General features: G+C 48.4%; 17 protein-coding genes and 3 tRNA genes. 15 read left to right on the top strand and 5 right to left on the bottom strand.

Annotated elements, in window-relative coordinates:
* Positions 1-85: 85 nt before the first annotated feature.
* The 3 genes from VB741_RS00365 (at position 86) to ftsE (ending at position 2,702) form a co-directional block, all read left to right on the top strand.
* Positions 86-898, top strand: a complete 813-nt coding sequence (locus tag VB741_RS00365; RefSeq protein WP_323363146.1) for a PRC-barrel domain-containing protein — start codon at positions 86-88, stop codon at positions 896-898.
* Positions 899-1,067: 169 nt separating this feature from the next.
* The gene (locus VB741_RS00370; RefSeq protein WP_442786257.1) at positions 1,068-1,775 is read left to right on the top strand and encodes a WecB/TagA/CpsF family glycosyltransferase; all 708 of its coding nucleotides are present in this window, start codon (positions 1,068-1,070) and stop codon (positions 1,773-1,775) included.
* A gap of 129 nt (positions 1,776-1,904) precedes the next feature.
* Positions 1,905-2,702: a cell division ATP-binding protein FtsE gene (gene ftsE / locus VB741_RS00375; RefSeq protein ID WP_323363148.1), complete on the top strand. Its 798-nt coding sequence runs from the start codon at positions 1,905-1,907 to the stop codon at positions 2,700-2,702.
* Positions 2,703-2,708: 6 nt separating this feature from the next.
* Here ftsE and VB741_RS00380 read toward each other — a convergent pair whose 3' ends face one another.
* Both VB741_RS00380 and VB741_RS00385 read right to left on the bottom strand, forming a co-directional pair.
* Complete coding sequence (locus tag VB741_RS00380; protein ID WP_323363149.1) at positions 2,709-3,104, bottom strand: hypothetical protein; 396 nt, start codon at positions 3,102-3,104, stop codon at positions 2,709-2,711.
* A gap of 16 nt (positions 3,105-3,120) precedes the next feature.
* Positions 3,121-3,717, bottom strand: a complete 597-nt coding sequence (locus VB741_RS00385; RefSeq protein WP_442786258.1) for a CPBP family intramembrane glutamic endopeptidase — start codon at positions 3,715-3,717, stop codon at positions 3,121-3,123.
* 570 nt (positions 3,718-4,287) lie between these two features.
* On the opposite strand from VB741_RS00385, the gene VB741_RS00390 reads away from it, so the two are divergent.
* Together VB741_RS00390 and VB741_RS00395 are read left to right on the top strand one after the other, a co-directional pair.
* Complete coding sequence (locus tag VB741_RS00390; RefSeq protein WP_323363151.1) at positions 4,288-4,569, top strand: Npun_R1517 family heterocyst differentiation transcriptional regulator; 282 nt, start codon at positions 4,288-4,290, stop codon at positions 4,567-4,569.
* A gap of 118 nt (positions 4,570-4,687) precedes the next feature.
* Positions 4,688-4,760 (top strand) — tRNA-Glu (locus VB741_RS00395).
* A 136-nt stretch (positions 4,761-4,896) separates the two neighbouring features.
* Here the strand turns inward: VB741_RS00395 and VB741_RS00400 are convergent.
* Complete coding sequence (locus tag VB741_RS00400) at positions 4,897-5,466, bottom strand: SRPBCC family protein (protein WP_323363152.1); 570 nt, start codon at positions 5,464-5,466, stop codon at positions 4,897-4,899.
* Positions 5,467-6,118: 652 nt separating this feature from the next.
* Here VB741_RS00400 and gshA point away from each other — a divergent pair.
* The 6 genes from gshA (at position 6,119) to VB741_RS00430 (ending at position 12,551) form a co-directional block, all read left to right on the top strand.
* Positions 6,119-7,267: a glutamate--cysteine ligase gene (gene gshA, locus VB741_RS00405; protein WP_323363153.1), complete on the top strand. Its 1,149-nt coding sequence runs from the start codon at positions 6,119-6,121 to the stop codon at positions 7,265-7,267.
* A gap of 253 nt (positions 7,268-7,520) precedes the next feature.
* The gene (locus VB741_RS00410) at positions 7,521-7,997 is read left to right on the top strand and encodes a tRNA (cytidine(34)-2'-O)-methyltransferase (protein ID WP_323363154.1); all 477 of its coding nucleotides are present in this window, start codon (positions 7,521-7,523) and stop codon (positions 7,995-7,997) included.
* 761 nt (positions 7,998-8,758) lie between these two features.
* The gene (locus VB741_RS00415; protein ID WP_323363155.1) at positions 8,759-10,789 is read left to right on the top strand and encodes a peptidoglycan DD-metalloendopeptidase family protein; all 2,031 of its coding nucleotides are present in this window, start codon (positions 8,759-8,761) and stop codon (positions 10,787-10,789) included.
* A gap of 209 nt (positions 10,790-10,998) precedes the next feature.
* Positions 10,999-11,070: transfer RNA gene (locus VB741_RS00420), tRNA-Met, on the top strand.
* A gap of 254 nt (positions 11,071-11,324) precedes the next feature.
* Positions 11,325-11,930, top strand: coding sequence for a peroxiredoxin (locus VB741_RS00425; protein WP_323363156.1), 606 nt, complete (start codon positions 11,325-11,327; stop codon positions 11,928-11,930).
* An 84-nt stretch (positions 11,931-12,014) separates the two neighbouring features.
* A complete protein-coding gene (locus VB741_RS00430) occupies positions 12,015-12,551 on the top strand; it encodes a peroxiredoxin family protein (protein WP_323363157.1) in 537 nt (178 codons plus the stop codon).
* Between the two features lie 45 nt (positions 12,552-12,596).
* Here VB741_RS00430 and VB741_RS00435 read toward each other — a convergent pair.
* Positions 12,597-12,685: transfer RNA gene (locus tag VB741_RS00435), tRNA-Ser, on the bottom strand.
* Between the two features lie 15 nt (positions 12,686-12,700).
* Positions 12,701-13,903, bottom strand: a complete 1,203-nt coding sequence (gene alr, locus VB741_RS00440; protein WP_323363158.1) for an alanine racemase — start codon at positions 13,901-13,903, stop codon at positions 12,701-12,703.
* A gap of 110 nt (positions 13,904-14,013) precedes the next feature.
* On the opposite strand from alr, the gene VB741_RS00445 reads away from it, so the two are divergent.
* The 4 genes from VB741_RS00445 (at position 14,014) to VB741_RS00460 (ending at position 17,594) form a co-directional block, all read left to right on the top strand.
* Positions 14,014-14,517 (top strand): HNH endonuclease, encoded by a 504-nt coding sequence (locus VB741_RS00445; RefSeq protein WP_323363159.1) that lies wholly within the window; start codon positions 14,014-14,016, stop codon positions 14,515-14,517.
* Between the two features lie 124 nt (positions 14,518-14,641).
* Complete coding sequence (locus VB741_RS00450) at positions 14,642-15,754, top strand: DHH family phosphoesterase (RefSeq protein ID WP_442786259.1); 1,113 nt, start codon at positions 14,642-14,644, stop codon at positions 15,752-15,754.
* 45 nt (positions 15,755-15,799) lie between these two features.
* On the top strand, positions 15,800-16,291 hold the full coding sequence (gene sixA / locus VB741_RS00455) for a phosphohistidine phosphatase SixA (RefSeq protein WP_323363161.1): 492 nt from the start codon (positions 15,800-15,802) through the stop codon (positions 16,289-16,291).
* A gap of 157 nt (positions 16,292-16,448) precedes the next feature.
* Positions 16,449-17,594, top strand: coding sequence for a citrate synthase (locus VB741_RS00460; protein ID WP_323363162.1), 1,146 nt, complete (start codon positions 16,449-16,451; stop codon positions 17,592-17,594).
* The last annotated feature ends 312 nt before the right edge of the window (positions 17,595-17,906 follow it).

Consider the following 17,906-nt stretch of genomic DNA (forward strand, 5'->3'; position numbering starts at 1 on the left):
AATGTGATGAGGCACGTTTTTTTACTTCAGAAATCTGCCCACTGCATTACGTAGACCTATAGACACTTCACAGTAAACCCCAGCGATGAGTTTTGAACAAAGTCGGCTGCGCTCCGACATGATTGGCACCCAAGTGATTACCCGCGATACAGGCCGTCGTTTGGGCGTAGTCAGTCAGCTTTGGGTCGATATAGATAGAGGTCGCGGTGAAGGCGGCGAAGTCGTTGCCCTGGGGCTACGGGATAATATTTTATCTAGAGTCATCTCTGGACCAGAGCAGATTATGCTGCTGAGCAGCATCCGCAAAATTGGCGACGTCATATTGGTGGATGACGATTCAGCCATTGAAGATGACATCAGCATGGCCAATTACACCAATCTCATCAAAAGTGAAGTGATTACGGAGTCAGGGGAAGGTCTGGGTCGTGTCCGTGGGTTCAAATTTGATGTGGTCAGTGGCAAACTACAGTCCCTGGTGATCGCGTCCATGGGACTACCTCAAATTCCCGATCAGGTGATTAGTTCCTACGAACTACCTGTTGAAGAAATTGTCAGCACTGGCCCCGATCGAATCATTGTCTTCGAAGGATCAGAAGAAAAACTGAAGCAAATTAGCGTTGGCCTATTAGAACGGCTGGGCCTGGGCTCCACCCCTTGGGAGCGGGAAGACGACGGATACATCATGCCCACCTCTGCCAGCAATCAACTCCCATCAGGCGTCAAACAACAAGCTCCACCACCACGACGGGAGGTGGCACCGCCCCAACGGCTCGAACTTGAACAGCCCATTCGTCCTCCGGTGGAACAACCCATGCCTGAGGCTGAGCCCTACCAAGCCCAACCCCTCAACATTCCCCAAAAGAAAAAAGTCATGGAATATGAAGAGGACGACTTCTAATCCTATGGCAGGATAGATAGTCCCCTGCTTGCATCAGCCGATAGAATCCACCCATTCTGGCATGCATGACATCGGTTCCTAGGTCACTTAGTCGTTTTGTGCTCAGTAGTTTTGTGCTCAGTAATTTGCCGTGGCTGTTCTCCCTGCTCCCCTCAACCAGCTATTTGTCATGGGTTTACCGGTACATGCCAGTACCGATTATGTCAGCTGGCTGATGGAAACCATGCGGGCAGGGGTGGGTGGCCATGTCATCACCCTGAATGCGGAAATGTGCGTCCAGGCTGAAACCAATATCGATCTGCAGAAACTTGTTCAGAGCGCCACCTTAGTTATTCCCGATGGGGCTGGCATAGAACTTTATTTTCAGTGGATCCAGCGGCGCAACCTCAAACGGTATCCAGGGATTGAGTTTGCTGTGGATGTCTTAAAACAGCTCCAGCCTACAGAACCGGTGGTTTTCTATGGTGGAGCTCCTGAATTAGCCCAGACGGCAGCGGAACATTGGCAGCGGCAATGTCCAGATTTAAATGTTGCGATCGCACAGCACGGCTATCTCTCAGACAGCGAACAGCTAGATTTCCAAAGCCAACTCCAGGCCATACAACCCAGCATCATCTTTGTCGGCTTAGGAGTTCCCCGCCAAGAACTATGGATTGCCGCCCACCGCCATCTTTGCCCCAAGGCCATGTGGATCGGTGTCGGCGGTAGCTTTGACATCTGGGCTGGGAAAAAACAGCGCGCCCCCCATTGGATGCGTAACAACAATTTAGAGTGGCTCTATCGCCTCTACCAAGAACCCTGGCGCTGGCGACGGATGCTGGCCCTACCCAAATTTGTCCTCCGCTCCATCGGCTATGACCTAGGCTGGCGGACCTAAGCCGCTCCGCAACGCCCCAAAAAGTTCCATAAAATTTATCAAGGTGCTGGACATTCGCCCCATTGCCTATATCCTTGTACAAAGACAAAATACAGTCCCCCAAGCCCCACAGCTCCAATGACCTCCACCGTGACCCCAACCAAACCCCAGTACCCTCGTCCCCCCCAGACTCAAACCGTTCGTACTGGAAGGGTTCAAACAAAGACGGCGGAAGTCCCCTCCTCGGCCCAGCAACCGGACCCAGCATCGTCCTCCAGACCTAAACTGGTTACCCTAGCCGATGTACACAAGACCTACGACAATGGCAGTCAGGCCTTGAGAAATCTCAACCTTCAGGTCCATAAAGGCGACTTCCTATTTATAACTGGCTCCTCGGGCGCTGGAAAATCCACCCTGCTTAAGTTGCTCTATGGCCAAGAACGGGCAACCTCAGGCGACATCATTGTCGATGGCCAAAATCTAGCTCAGCTCAAGGGCAATCGTTTGGCCATGCTGCGGCGGCGCATCGGCATTGTTTTTCAAGATTACAAACTCATTCCCCGGCGCACCGTTGCCGAGAATGTTTCCTTTGTCCTATGGGCCCAAGGATTCAGTCGTCGAGAAATCAATCGTCGTCTCCGCCCCACCCTCCGCATGGTTGGCCTACAACATAAAGCCAGCTGTTTTCCCGATCAACTTTCAGGCGGCGAGCAGCAACGGGTCAGCATTGCTCGGGCAGTTGTTAGCACCCCACCCCTCTTACTCGCCGACGAACCCACTGGCAATTTGGATGTGGACAATTCACGGCAAGTGATCAAAATTTTAGAAAAGCTCAATGCTATGGGCATTACGGTCATTGTCACCACCCACGATGAACAGCTCGTGCGGGCGTCAAATCATCCCGTCGTCCAAATTCAGGATGGACGATTAAACTATGTCAGGCGTTAACAGGCGCTAAACCGATCTGAAATTAGTATGGGTTCTCACCACCGTAGCCTCAAAATCACAAATCCAGTCCACCAAGTCGCCATCGATCTGGGGCCGTTCTTGGGGTAGTGCGCGCTTGACTAACAGCGCTATGTAGCGTTTTTGGCAGAAAACAACGATGATATTGCCAATCTTCGTACGAATCAGCGCATGCTCTAATTCAGGCAGGTCCATGGTGGCAGCCACTAACTGCTGCAGTCCTAAAGACTGAAAAACCAACTGCACCCATTCGGTGTCCGGATGCTGGGACGTGATGAAATAATCACGCGGCAACCCCATGGGATCAAATACAGCCAGGCCTAATATTTGGTCAATCTTAAGCAAACTCACCGCTTTTAATGGCTGTGGATTGGAGGTAGACACTAAAACGCGGAGAATTTTAACGTGCAGCCAGATTAGCAGATTTTAGCTTCCACACTAAACTAGACAATAGGTTAGTAAAAACATGGGCCACAACTGGGACCAGCAGATTTTGAGTCGCCAGGGCACTGTACCCGAGCAAGGCCCCCACACAGGTGGCCCATAGCATATAGGGCCACTGCCGTAAGTCACTCATGTGCAACAGGCCAAAACATAGACTGGACAGGACCAAAGCCCAAGCATTAGCTCCCAACGCAGGCAACATCACACCGCGAAAAAGCAGTTCTTCACTAATGCCAGGGAGCAAGCCTAACCAAACCACATCTGGCAAGACTAAGGGTTTTAAAACATAGTCCAAGTACACTTCGGCACTGCGACGATAGGCGGGCCATAACCGATAAAGCACACCACTCGCTGCGGTAATCCCCACACCGAACAACAAACCTATGGTCAATGGGTAAAACCCCATCTGGCTCGGTAGCTGCTCCACTGTATCAAACAGCAACCAAAGGCGCGCGATTAAAAACAGCACTAGAGCTGTCGCTGCGATCGCAACCAGCACCTGGGTGCGGGTCAACGGATCCATACTGGAACTAGGTGGGACAGGTTGATTCAAAAAAACAAGCGGCATCAAGCATACCGCACTCGACAAACGATACTATCTTACGCTGTCCCAGGCCGCTCGCCCATGGGCAAATCTCCACAGACTGAGGACTATGGGCCATAAAAAGCCGCCGAGGCTTCCCCTGATTCCCCAATCTGCGTCGAAACTCCCTCTAGCGCAATATTTTGACACAAGCCATAGACAAAGTACAGATTGAGGTCAATACAGGAGAAGTTCAAAAAATAACTTATCGCCAAATAAAAAGCTAAAATAAATCAACAAAAACCTTTCTCACCTATTCAGGAATAGACCCTTAAAACAGAAAAAGTAAAAACAACAATAAAATCCATAAATCCTTACCCCAAAAGAACTACATAGTCTAACAAATAGATTAGATATCCACTTTAAATCCAAGATTAAGTTTAATCATATTAATTTATTTGAGTTAAAAAATAATTTTTATAAGTCCATATAATCAAGGCAGTCTAATGTTAAAAGAAACAAAAAACTGGGATTTATTTATATATCGATACTCAAGCATGGCAGCATTTTTATTGCCTTGCTCACAAATGAAAAAAACCTATGGCAACGTCCTTTAATTTATCGGACCACAACGACGACGTTAATATCTATGAATGTGAGGTCCGTCTCAAGTTTCGGATCATTGAGGATAAGCTAGCCATCGACGAGCGCGATCAAAGTGCTCTATTAGAATCCTTGGTGGATGCCTACACCTATGGCGATGACGAATATCTAGAATCCCTGGAATCTCAGATCAGCATTCAGGAAATTCAGGCCCTAGAGGCCTCTCCAGAAATGCGTCGTCAGCTTATTCGTCTACGAAACTGTCGAAATTTAGCCTAAATACCGATAGCGAGGGTATCTCAAATGGCAACCATCAGAAAAAACTACGAATAGAAGTTTGACATTGATTCCCTCCCATTTGTATATTTATAAAGGCCACAAAAGATAAAGGCTCCATGCCCCCATCGTCTAGAGGCCTAGGACACCTCCCTTTCACGGAGGCGACGGGGATTCGAATTCCCCTGGGGGTATTAAAACAATTCGCCAGAGGCCTTATAGGGCCTCTGGCGAATTGTCTTTAAACACACTTTGAATAATTCTTGCTCGTTTCCAGTGGTCGGTGGGGTAGGTTTATGACCCTATGCAGACTATGGGCACCCCTAGGGTTTAGGCAAATTGCTGGGTGGTGCGATCGCAAATTGCTAATAAATTTTGAGTCAGGTTATGGCAAAGATGATGCTCAATTAACTGGATAGGCATCGCCAATGGGGGCTGCACAATCAGTTCATAGGACAAGACAGTAGCCGTCCGCTCACCCACAAGCGCCGGTTGCAGAGACCATTTACCTAAAAACTTCTTAAAATCACCCTCAACCATCGAAAAACCGATTTCACGGGGAAAGACCTCGGTCATATCCAAAATCACCCGCGCACAAAACTTGAAATTCAGAAAACACTGGGCACCGATTTGCTCCAATCGGATACCACCATCAGGACGTCCCAATAAGCGACTAGTGGTCAAGTTCGGCACAAAATCCGCCAGACTTTCATAATCAGTCAATACTTTCCATACCTGCTCCAACCCACAAGGTATGACCACAGCTGCCAAAATCTGACGCTGGCGGGGCGCAATCTTTTCAGTTTTGATGCTTACCCGCTGAACCACAGAAGTGCTCAACCGGAGCACAGAGTCATCAGCCCCTGCATTGGGAGTAAGCGATAAAGCGTCCTGATTCACCGTTAACCAAACCTATAAAACAGCAGGTCTAAAACTAGGTATATATTCCTAGCAGCTTAACCTATCTAACTTCGAGAATCACATCTACAAAAGAAAAATATCACTCTTTCCCCATAGAATCTGATCGCTAAGTCACAGCATTACTCATATACATCAGCATACTAGATAGACCTCGCTCCCATAGAGTGCCCGAGTAGCGCCAACTGTACGCAACCAAGCCAACCTCGAAGAGGCATACCTTAATTAAATACACCAGATACAAGCCCCACACCGCATAACTTAAGTTACACGGACAAGATTTATAGAGGGATGTGCATCTCCATATTGTCTATCTATATATAGATATATAGATTGTGCATCTCTATATAGATAGACAGCTTGACACAATCGCTTCTCCTATCCATCTAGGCTTCTATATATGTCCCGTCTATATATAGATGCCTAGATGCTGCCACTTGTGTCTCAGTAGGGTCCTGTCGGTTAACTGCCCTATCCCCCCAGACCCTATCCCAGCAAAATTTCCCAGGGAGCCCCACCCATGAAAAATACCTCTCTCCCCTAAGCAACAGCCCCAGTCCACTCCCCAGCCTTTAAGATGTACAGGTGTCACTGTTTACACAAAAACTAAAGCTGCCTCACTCGGAGTAACATCGTGCTGCTTTCAAAAGGGTTTGAAGTCGAAATGTATACTGGCCGAGCCGATGGAGAGATCATCGGCCTCGCGGACAAGATTACCAAATCCGTTAGCGGATTTGTCCGCGAGCCAGACAGTCGCAATGTTGAATACACCACGCCCCCACTCCAGCAATACGAACAATTACTGTGCGAACTGGTCTCACCTCGACGCCGATTGAGACAGTTCCTGCAAACCCTCGACCCTAGCTACACCCTTATCCCTGGCAGCACCCTATCCACAGGTAATAGCCAAGTTTTCCACCGGTCTGACCCGAACAATCCCTATCACGCCTACATCGAAAATACCTACGGTACCGACGTCGTTACCGCTAGCATCCATATCAATCTTGGCATTAGCGATCCAGAAATGCTCATGCGCGCTTGCCGCCTCATTAGGGCTGAAGCACCACTCATCCTCGCGCTCAGCGCATCTTCCCCCTTTCTCGACCACCGCATTACCGGCTATCACTCCACCCGATGGCATATCTTCCCCCAAACCCCTCAGCATGTCCCCCTATTCGAAAGTCACGATCACTTCATTCAATGGACAGAAGCCCAGCTCCAGTTAGGCACCATGCAAAATGTCCGCCATCTCTGGATCTCTGTGCGCCCCAACGGAGACTGCCGCCCTTACAATCTCAATCGGATCGAAATTAGAATTTCAGACCTAGTGACCGATCCAATACATCTCTTAGCCATTACTGCCCTCCTAGAATCTCGCCTACTTCAACTCCAACAAGACCCAAGCCTAGACCCCCTGATCTCTAGTCAACTACCCAGCCATAGTCGCCATGATGACCTGCTAGAAATTATTGCTCACAACGAACAACAGGTAGCCAAAACCAGCCTTAACGCCCAGCTACACCATTGGCAGACCGGAAAACCCATCAAGGCCGCCGATTGGATAACGCAGATTTACAACGAAGTTCTACCCATTGCTAAGACCCAGGGCATTGCCTGCTTCCTCACCCCCATCAAACAAATTGTGCGAGAAGGCAACCAAGCCCAAAACTGGCTGAAACAAATTGAGGCTGGCATGGATGTATCCCAAGTTATCAGGCAAACCATTGAAGTGATGGATCGCCAAGAACAATCTCTACAAGGCGATCTCTGCCTACCTGCTTGAAAACACCAATGGTCCATCCCCTAGTCGACCCAACCATCTAAAGCATTAGATGTGACAGTTATTTTTGTGTCCCATGCCACATCTGTGTGGCCGCATGAGCCGTTTTGCAGGTCAGGAAACTTAAAAATTGATCCAGGCTCAGAATTTAGATCGATTGATTAGCAACGCCTATATAAAAGTCATCCTTAATATCCCCGATACGTCCATTCAGGGACATTCACCCTCGGCGATCTCACTATTCACAATTCTGTCAATGCCCAAAATTGTCCTTGTCCATCCAGAAATCCCGCCTAACACAGGCAATATCGCCCGCACCTGTGCAGCCACCGCCACCGAACTACATCTAGTAGAACCTCTAGGCTTCGAACTCAGTGACCGGTATCTCAAGAGAGCGGGCTTAGATTACTGGCCCCATGTCAAACTCCAGGTCCACCCATGCCTAGAAGACTTCTGTAAATATAGGCACTCCATGGGTGGCAGACTCATAGGATTCACCGCCAAAAGCGCATATAGCTATGTAGAGATTAAATATCGAGAAGATGACTGGCTCTTATTTGGCAGCGAGAGTCAAGGACTTCCTAAAGCAATGCTAGAAGCCTGTGAATATAGGGCAAAAATTCCCATGCCCCATGACAGCGTCCGTAGTCTCAATCTATCAGTATGTGTAGCCGTTGGGCTCTTTGAAGCACTCCGGCAAATCGGCCATTTAGCCTCACCACCGAAACCTTAACCCCCTGCGCAAAAAGCCAGGTAGTCGTCACACCAGCACAGGCCCAAGCCAACTATATATCTATGAACTTATAAATATATAGAGACAAGCTTGGATATCTGTACGAAACGCAAATGCAATCTGCTATGTGACCGTGCTATGTGACCAGCAGCACAACCGACATCGCCCAAGACACTCTAGATAAAGGATGATTTTCAGTCAAATACCACGAGGCTTCATCCGTATACCAGACCTAAAGACAGTCACCTAAGATACAAACAACCCATGACTGCGATAAAAATTTTCTATAGCGGTCCAATCAAGAAAACCTTTTCCTAGCGATCAAATGCGTGAAATAACTGGGCAGCCTAGGAAAGCCAGGGTTTCTAGAGTCAATAGACTCAGAAAATTAACAGCATCAAAAAACAGGCTGATTTCTATGCAAAATGCCATCTGCAGTTATGGCAGAAAAACAGCTTAAACAGCCTCCAGCATTAGGATTCAAGAGATTAAACATGACGGTCTTAAGCCCTTACCAGAATAAAAATCCATAGCAAATTCAATTTCATGTTGATTTTAGAGAATCTAATGGAACTTGTTTTGTACAGGATTGATCTTTTGATTAAGTCGTGTAAACTTGCCTAAGTTGGGTAAGTAAGGGTGTTAGTCTCACACAGGGCATTTTTTTGGCTCAATGCTGCTCCACCTCATCTACCTGATTCAACTTGTAGTCAACGACCCGCTAGCGGTCAACTGCATAGGGACAAGTTGGTTTCGAACAGTTGAACGCCGGTTATTTAGGAGGTTATTCCTTGAAACGTGCAAATTCTCAGGAGCCCAAGTCTGAAACAAGTCATTCATGTTTATCGAACATGAATGCTGTTACCGAGCAAGGTCCGTCTGGAAATACTGGTAGCTCAAAGTCTGCCGCTATGTTAGGGCTTGCACTCTCATTTGGTGCATCTGGAGTTTTATTCGCAGATAGTGAAGCAACCGCAGCGGTTGGGGCATTTGTTAACACAACATCCGCAGCTTCAAGCGAATCTCCCCAGCTCCCATCTGTGTTACAAAATCGGCTGGATCAACCCTCGTCTACTGGCCAGGGTCTAGCTATGTACCATACGGTTGAGCATGGCGATAGTCTTTGGCAAATTGCGCAAGAGCATCGCGTTGAGATTAAAGACATCAAGACTGCAAACCGCATATCTCCCGATGAGCCTCTGCAAGTAGGCCAAGTCATTAAGGTCCCTAGCGAACAAGCGGTCCAACCAACGCTAGTTTCTTTGCTTCCAGGAGTACAGAGTACTGCCACCAATCGGGCTCAAAAGCCTACTTTGGAAGACCTAGTTGCAGGTATTCCGACTAATACCAATTTTCCTGTCATTGAGAGTATTGAGCAAGCTGAAGCACCTACCAATGTTGAAGAGCCAGCCGTCGTAGCTGTTGAAAATTTAACAGGTGATGTTTCTCTACGTTCTGCTGGACTTGTATCACAGTCCGACGGATTTCAAGCTGACCTCCAGAAACTAGCTTCAAATCAGCAAATTTCTGATGTTCGCACCCGTGAAGTGGTCGAAACTGATTTGGTCGAAACTGATTTGGCCGCGAGTTCAATCACCCAGTCTGATGTGGTGAATGATATACAGCCTGAGGTAGAGGTCAATGCTGCCAATACACCAGAGCCTTCATCATCTACAGATGCCATCGATACGGCATATCAGGCCTATGAGGTTCGTAAGGGCGACACAATAGGAAACATTGCTGTTGCCTTAGGTACTACTCCTGAGGAAATTGCAAATGTCAATGGAATCGAGGATCCTGATTTCATCGTTGAGGGTGATACCCTGGCTTTGCCAGAGGATGTCATTAAAGAGCTAGTAATTGAGGATGCTTCGGTTTCTATTGCTCAAGCTGCTCCTGAACTAGCTACATCTACTTCACTCAGAAGTTTTGATGGCACTCGGTTAAGTCGCTTACAGTCAACGATTGATAATCCGATCGATGCTTCCCTTACACTGCAACGATTACGCAGTGACCAAGCAGCCATCGCATCAAATACTGCTAATGCAGAACCTGGCATTGAAGCTGATGCAGTAACGGTTGATGAGCCCTATACAGCTGATCTTTTAGCAGATGTTAATTCTGCTCAGCAGCTCAATTCATCACTAGAAGCGGAGAATCGTCTCGCCTTGAGGCAGGAAACTCCCCCTGCTGAAAGCATTGTGGTAAATCCTCAGTTTGCCGGTGGCAGCTTAGAAGCAAGGGCAATTTCATCGGACGATGTGTCCCAGAATAGCGAATTATTAGCTGCGGCACCTCTTGATCCGAGCGTTTACGTTTCTTCGCCAACACCAGTCGCCGGACAGGTTGTCTCACCAGAGATGCCTATCTTGCCATCAGCTGATGAGTACTTACCAGAAGCTCCTAACTACTTCAATGGTTACATATGGCCTACCCATGGCACCCTAACTTCTGGTTATGGATGGCGTTGGGGTCGCATGCACCGTGGAATTGATGTAGCCGGTCCGGTGGGTACCCCCATTGTTTCCGCAGCAGCTGGTGTAGTTGAGACTGCAGGCTGGAACTCAGGTGGATATGGCAATCTGGTTGAGGTTCGCCATGCTGATGGCAGCATGACTCGCTATGCCCACAATAGCCGTATCATGGTTAGATCCGGACAACGGGTTGCCCAAGGACAGCACATTGCTGACATGGGTAGCACTGGCTATAGCACTGGACCACACCTACATTTTGAGGTTCATTTGCCTAGCCAAGGTACAGTCAATCCCATGGCGATGCTACCTGGACGTTAGTCAACTTAGTCATCTTTTTCCTGGAAAATCGTTAGCTTGCAAAATGGCAGGCTAACGATTTTTTTCAGGCTTCCTATGCCTTTGGAAAGGCCTAACCTATTACCTTTAACCCAGCCAAAAGCTGCAAAAACCTCGACCGATTTACTGTGTAGTTGCTTGACATTTCGTGATAGGTTAAATTAGTCGCTGAGTATAAAGTGACATCAATTGGCTCAGTAGCTCAGTGGTAGAGCAGGGGACTCATAAGCCCTTGGTCACGTGTTCAAATCACGTCTGAGCCATTTTTATTTTGCATATATCGCGTTACTCTATGGACTGTGCTACTTTGATTAGCAGCCTAAGCAGTTTATAGTTGCGCTTTAGAGTCATATACGAGCTTGTCTCTAGGCTGTCCTTTACTGGGTCGCAAGGTCGCCGATTGACGGGGCACAAAAACCGTCTCTGAATTGACATCATAGCCATCAGGCCTAGGCTGACATTGTTTGCATAAATTTGCATAAAAATAGTTCACTAAATTTGTGTGGGAGACGAACGGATGAGTAACCCAGCGGCAGGATATCTGCGTGTCGGTCAGTCTGCTCCTGACTTCACGGCAACAGCCGTCGTTGATCAAGAGTTTAAAACCATTAAGCTATCTGACTATCGCGGCCAGTACGTTGTTTTATTTTTCTATCCCTTAGACTTTACGTTTGTTTGTCCGACCGAAATTACAGCCTTTAGCGATCGGCATGGCGAGTTTACAGCTCTAAACACTGAGGTGCTTGGAGTTTCGGTAGATAGCGAGTTTTCCCACTTAGCTTGGATTCAGACAGACCGTAAATTAGGTGGTTTAGGGGATTTATCCTATCCGCTTGTGTCTGATATCAAAAAAGAAATTAGCTCTGCCTACAATGTGCTTGAACCTGAGGCTGGCGTGGCACTGCGTGGTTTATTTCTAATTGATAAGGATGGAACAGTGCAGCACGCCACTGTCAACAACCTGTCGTTTGGTCGTAGCGTTGATGAAACTCTACGGGTATTGCAGGCAGTGCAGCATGTTCAAACTCATCCAGATGAGGTCTGTCCAGCGGGTTGGACACCTGGAGATAAAACCATGAACCCTGATCCTGTGAAATCGAAGAAATTTTTTGCTTCAATTTAGGATTTTTGGTCACTACCTTAAACCTCAAATCTATTTAGTTTCAACTATTAGGTGCCAATGGCCGCAGCTTTCAATCTGACCTCTATGGACTTTCGAGGGGTCATTAGTAAGCGATTTGCTAAAAACTTTTTACCATTACCTGCGCTGCCTAAATTTCGGCTAGGCCAGACTCTACCTGATTTTGAGTTGCCTGCCGTGGGGCAAAGGGCACCCGTTAAATTATCCCACTATCGTCATAAGGCGGTGGTAGTTCTGGTATTTACCCGTATTTTTACCGAAAAGCAGTATTGTCCTTTTTGTTATCCCCATATTTTGTCCATGGGGGAGGCCTACGGGCAGTTTGAGCAGCGAGGGGCGGAAGTACTCATGATTACGAGTACGACTATGCCGCAAAGTAAACTCATCCAGCAAGACTTGGGCCTAGGAATGCCATTGCTGGTCGATCCTCACTGTGCCAGTTTTCGTCAATATGGTACAGGCCAAGCATTGGGGGCCCCACTACCGGCACAGTTTGTGATTGACCGATCAGGCAAACTGACGTTTCAGCATTTATTTTCCTTTGCCCACAGGAACGCTAGCTCAGAACGCTTGCTGTGGGCTGTACACAATGCCAGCCGTTAGTTGAGCCCCATCGAAGGGAGCATCTAACGCAAAAGATTAAATCAACGGAGAGGGAGGGATTCGAACCCTCGATAGGGTTTACACCCTATAACTCCTTAGCAGGGAGCCGCTTTCAACCACTCAGCCACCTCTCCAAGTTCAGAGCTGCATTATAACAAGCTATCCTCAGCCTGGTAAAGCTTTCTGTCGTTATTTCTGGTCATAATGCGCGGCAACCGGTGTTTAAAGCCACAAAGAATTTCCCAGGAAATGGTGCCAATGCTATTAGCCCAGTCATCTGCGGTGATTTTCTGCGAAGGTGAACAGCCCAGCAGGGTGACGATGTCACCCTCTTTGAGGCCCGGCATATCAGATATGTCTAACATGAGTTGGTCCATGGTGATAGCACCGATTTGGCGAACGCGGCGATCACCGATGATCACATCGAGCTGGTTAGATAGCTGACGTGGGATGCCGTCTGCATAGCCAATACCCACCACAGCGATAGTCATTGGGTGCTGGGCAATAAAACGATGACCATAACTAACACCGGCCCCAGCAGGAATGTTTTTGATATGGGTAATGCGAGCTTTGACCTCCAGCGCTGGCTGTAAGTTGAGCACAGATCGCAGGTGGGGCGCTGGCGGTAACCCATATAACCCCAGTCCCACCCGTACCATGTCGTACTGCAACACAGCGGCATTAGTGAGGGTGGCGGCTGTATTCGCTAAGTGGAGGCAGGTGGGTAGTTTATTCTGGGCTTTGAGGGTTGCGATCGCAACCTCAAAGCGCTCATGCTGACGGTACATTTCTGTCCCATCTTCGTCATCTGCAGTCGCAAAATGGGAATAAAGACTGGTAATCTGCAAAGCAGACAAGTCACTGACAAACTCCACAAACTCCAAAGCCCGTTGCCAATCAAACCCTAAACGGGACATCCCCGTATCTAGTTTGATGTGGACCGGTAATGGCAAACATGCATCGCTCAAGGCTTCGGCAAATACCAGTGCTTGTTTGGGCGTAACCAGGGTCGGTTGCAACTGCCAACGGGCCAAGGCCCGCACCTCATCAGCGTGATGCAATGCCCCCATCACTAGAATCGGCACCGTCAACCCGGCCTGACGCAGCTCAATCCCTTCCGGCACCGTTGCCACTCCGAGCCATGTCGCCCCTGCAGCCAAGACAGTCTGAGCGACCGTAACAGCACCATGGCCATAGGCATCCGCCTTCACCACTGCCATCAAGTCAGTAGTGGGACGAAGCAAACCACGAAATTGCTGCACATTGTGATGGATAGCCTCCAGATTAATCTCCACCCAAGCCCGCGAGCATCGCATGGCTGAAACACTTGGGGTATCCTCCCACCTCAGCATCCTGCTTCTCCTTGATCAAAAACAGCACTCCACAGCCACGGTATCCCAAGTACCTAAGCACCTCAGCGACCTGTGTTAGTATCAAATCACAACTTTGTTAATGAACCTCAATGAGTAAGGTTCTTGTCTTAAATGCTTCCTATGAGCCGTTGAACATCACGAGTTGGCGGCGGGCTATTGTGTTGATTATTAAGGGCAAGGCCGAAACTGTAGAGCATAACGGGCTGGCAGTCTACACAAGTTTTCCACTGCCCACCGTGATTCGCCTACGTCACTATGTTCGCATCCCCTATAAAGACATTCCCCTAACTCGCCGCAACCTACTATATCGAGATAACCATACTTGCCAGTACTGCGGTTATGCCGGTGATGGACTCACCCTCGACCATGTGGTGCCCCGCTCTCGCGGCGGCAAGGAAGTATGGGAAAATATGGTCTCCGCCTGTGTGCGTTGCAACGTCAAAAAAGGCAACAGAACACCCAAGGAAGCCAGAATGCCACTGCGGATAACCCCCCGAAAACCCCACAGTAGCCTTTACTTTGAGATTGCCCGCCATACCCGTGGAGATGCCCATCAAGAATGGCGTAAGTATGTCATTGGCCTGCCCCATTAAGAACTCTAGTTAACGACCATACCCATGTCATCTTTCCATCTCCATTTGAACCCACTCATTCCCGCCAATGGCACATCAAGACGCATTGCTGCAATCTTCCAATCGGGCAAACTATAGATCAAACATGGATTTGAGCGATGGTCCTGCAGCTTCATTACGCCATCTGCTGATCACCCATGCCGGTAGTCGGCAACTGGTTTTACTCCAAGACTTTCCAGACCCTGATGCCCTCTCCTCAGCTTGGACCTATCAGCTGATTGCAGCTGAATACGATGTAGACTGCGATATTTTCTATTCGGGCACCCTGAGCCATCAAGAGAATATTGCGTTGGTGAAACTTACAAACCTACCGGCTAAACGCTGGTCAAACCAAAAACCCCCAGACTTGTCCCAATATGCAGGCTACGTATTAATAGACACCCAAGGCACCACCAGTCACCTGCTAGAACGAGTCCAGGGGGCTGACTTGCCATTACTCGTGGTGATTGATCACCACAAACTACAGAAGAAACCCAAGGCAGAATTTACTGATATTCGTCCAGAAGCTCGGGCAACAGCCACAATTTTGACCCAGTATCTCCAGGCAGGTCTTTTAGATTTAGACCGTAGCAACAGTAAACATGTCAAGTGCGCTACGGCCCTGATGCATGGCTTACGATCGGATACGGGGCAACTCATGCAAGCTACGGAATCTGACTTTATAGCCGCTGCCTACTTGAGTCAATATTGTGATGCTCAGTTATTGCGCGCTATTCTCCGGGCATCCCGCTCGAAACGGGCCATGGATGTAATCGAACGTTCCCTGCGTAACCGCAAAATTCAAAATAGTGTTTCCATGGCGGGGGTGGGCTACCTACGCTATGAAGATCGGGATGCCATCCCTCAAGCCACAGACTTTCTACTGACCGAAGAAGACGTTCACACAGCGGTAGTGTACGGCATTGTGCATGATGAAGATGATGAACGGGAAGTGGTGATTGGCTCCTTACGCACTAGTAAAATCACCCTCGACCCCGATGAGTTTATCAAGGAAGCCTTTGGTCAGGATGATCAGGGCCGCTTTTTTGGGGGTGGTCGCTCCATGGCCGGTGGGTTTGAAGTCCCAGTGGGCTTTTTGTCAGGCTTCTATGAAAATGGTGATTACAATCGTCTTAAGTGGGAAGTTTTTGACTTACAAATCAAGCAAAAACTCCTGAAGTTAATCAATCCAGAGGACGGGGTGATGAATACAGACTAGGAAACCCTAACCATCAGCATCACAATCGACACCATACCCCCCAGCATGCAGATCTATTTTATTCGCCATGGCATTGCCGCTGATCGCGGTAGCTATGGGGAGGATGAACAGCGACCGCTGATTCCCAAAGGGATTCACAAAACCCAACAGGTTGCTCAGCGGTTATCGCAATTGGGTATTAGCTTTGACACGCTGCTAACGAGTCCGCTGATGAGAGCCGTGCAAACGGCTGATATTTTTTGCCAGGCAAATTTGGCAGCGGATTATCACATCTTTCAACCGCTGGCACCGGCTGGCAACATCCAAGCATGGTTAGATTGGCTGACTAACTGGCGGGGCCTTGGCCATGACACCCTAGCTTTAGTCGGTCATGAGCCGGACCTAAGTCAGTGGTGTCAACAGCTGGTGCAAGGGTCTATAGATGATCGATGGATTTTGAAAAAGGCAGGCATCATTGGTGTGACTGTGCCGAGGACGGCAAACCCGATTGGCCAAAGTCAACTTTTTTGGCTAGCTCCCCCTCGATTAATGCTGTAGTGAACTAAGACTGTGTATTGAAAAGTGAACCCTTGTTTTCTCAGTATTTTTCCTTGAGGAAAGCATCTCAAATTCCGTTGAGAATGTCGAAAGGGGTCACTTCTCGATATCCTTACAATACGTATCAATGTAGAGAACAGCGATAGGACGATTAAAGATGACTCTATGCGAATATCGCCCTGGTTTAGAGGGAATTCCCGCCACAGAATCGAGCATTAGCTATGTCAATGGTCAGGAAGGGATTTTAGAATACCGAGGCATTCGTATTCAAGAGTTGGCTCAAAAAAGTACCTTTTTAGAAACGGCCTATTTACTGATCTGGGGCGAACTGCCCACCAAGGAGGAGCTGGAAGCCTTCAAGAAGGAAATTCAACATCATCGTCGCTTAAAGTATCGCATCCGCGACATGATGAAGTGTTTTCCTGAAAGCGGACATCCCATGGATGCCCTGCAGGCTTGCGCTGCGGCCTTAGGGCTATTTTATTCCCGACGAGAATTGGAAGATCCTGTTTACATTCAGGCAGCTGTGGTCCGCCTACTCGCCAAAATCCCCACGATGGTGGCGGCCTTCAAGCTCATCCGCAAAGGCAATGACCCCGTGCAGCCCAGGGATGATTTAGACTATGCAGCTAATTTTTTATATATGCTGAATGAGGAAGTGCCTGATCCTCTCTCAGCTCAGATTTTTGATGTGTGCCTCACTCTCCATGCTGAGCACACTATCAATGCTTCGACGTTTTCAGCGATGGTTACCGCGTCAACGCTGACCGATCCTTATGCGGTGGTTGCTTCGGCGGTGGGTACTTTAGGCGGTCCACTGCACGGTGGTGCGAATGAAGAGGTGATCGCCATGTTGCAAGAGATCGGTTCAGTGGAGAATGTTCGTCCCTTTGTTGAGAAGCAGATGGCGAGCAAAGGGAAAATTATGGGTTTTGGGCACCGGGTGTATAAGGTGAAGGACCCTCGAGCGGCGATTTTACAAAAGCTGGCGGAGCAGCTATTTGAGAAGTTTGGCCAGGATGAGTATTATGCGATCGCACTAGAACTAGAAGCCGTCGTCACCGAACGACTCGGTGCCAAAGGGGTCTATCCCAACGTAGACTTTTACTCCGGATTGGTCTACCGCAAGCTCGGTATTCCGACGGATTTATTTACACCGATATTTGCGATCGCACGGGTGGCCGGGTGGCTGGCCCACTGGAAAGAACAACTAGCAGAGAATCGAATTTTCCGACCCACACAAATTTATACCGGCCCCCATAACCAGTCATACACCAGTGTGTTGGAGCGTCCACATCTTTAGGATAAACAGCCCCAGCCCCCTACCTCCGAGCGTAACAACTCCGTATAAATCCGGAAACATCTGGGTGATGGGCATCACCCCCCTTGTCAATACTGAGAAATCAAACGAAACTAATTTCAGTGACGATTTTCAGGAACTCCAGCCCCCCTTGATGCATATCAAGGGGGGTTTTTATTTAATTAACGTTTGATCTATGACTATAAGTAGGAATTCCTATTGCTATAGCCGGAGTATTTCGCCTTTGGCGACATATTAAGCGTTAGAATCATTAGGGCTATTGGCCCTTAGACCCCCACTTCCTATACATATACT

Origin of the sequence: Leptothoe sp. PORK10 BA2 (assembly GCF_034932105.1) — a bacterium.
Lineage (GTDB): Bacteria > Cyanobacteriota > Cyanobacteriia > Phormidesmidales > Phormidesmidaceae > Leptothoe.

Excerpts from the sequence above, each read along its gene's own strand:
- VB741_RS00425 (WP_323363156.1), top strand. The coding sequence starts at position 11,325 with ATGAGTAACCCAGCGGCAGGATATCTGCGTGTCGGTCAGTCTGCTCCT.
- VB741_RS00370 (WP_442786257.1), top strand. The coding sequence starts at position 1,068 with ATGGGTTTACCGGTACATGCCAGTACCGATTATGTCAGCTGGCTGATG.
- VB741_RS00450 (WP_442786259.1), top strand. The coding sequence starts at position 14,642 with ATGGATTTGAGCGATGGTCCTGCAGCTTCATTACGCCATCTGCTGATC.
- VB741_RS00390 (WP_323363151.1), top strand. The coding sequence starts at position 4,288 with ATGGCAACGTCCTTTAATTTATCGGACCACAACGACGACGTTAATATC.
- VB741_RS00410 (WP_323363154.1), top strand. The coding sequence starts at position 7,521 with ATGCCCAAAATTGTCCTTGTCCATCCAGAAATCCCGCCTAACACAGGC.
- VB741_RS00460 (WP_323363162.1), top strand. The coding sequence starts at position 16,449 with ATGACTCTATGCGAATATCGCCCTGGTTTAGAGGGAATTCCCGCCACA.
- VB741_RS00430 (WP_323363157.1), top strand. The coding sequence starts at position 12,015 with ATGGACTTTCGAGGGGTCATTAGTAAGCGATTTGCTAAAAACTTTTTA.
- sixA (WP_323363161.1), top strand. The coding sequence starts at position 15,800 with ATGCAGATCTATTTTATTCGCCATGGCATTGCCGCTGATCGCGGTAGC.
- alr (WP_323363158.1), bottom strand. The coding sequence starts at position 13,903 with ATGCTGAGGTGGGAGGATACCCCAAGTGTTTCAGCCATGCGATGCTCG.
- VB741_RS00445 (WP_323363159.1), top strand. The coding sequence starts at position 14,014 with ATGAGTAAGGTTCTTGTCTTAAATGCTTCCTATGAGCCGTTGAACATC.
- VB741_RS00365 (WP_323363146.1), top strand. The coding sequence starts at position 86 with ATGAGTTTTGAACAAAGTCGGCTGCGCTCCGACATGATTGGCACCCAA.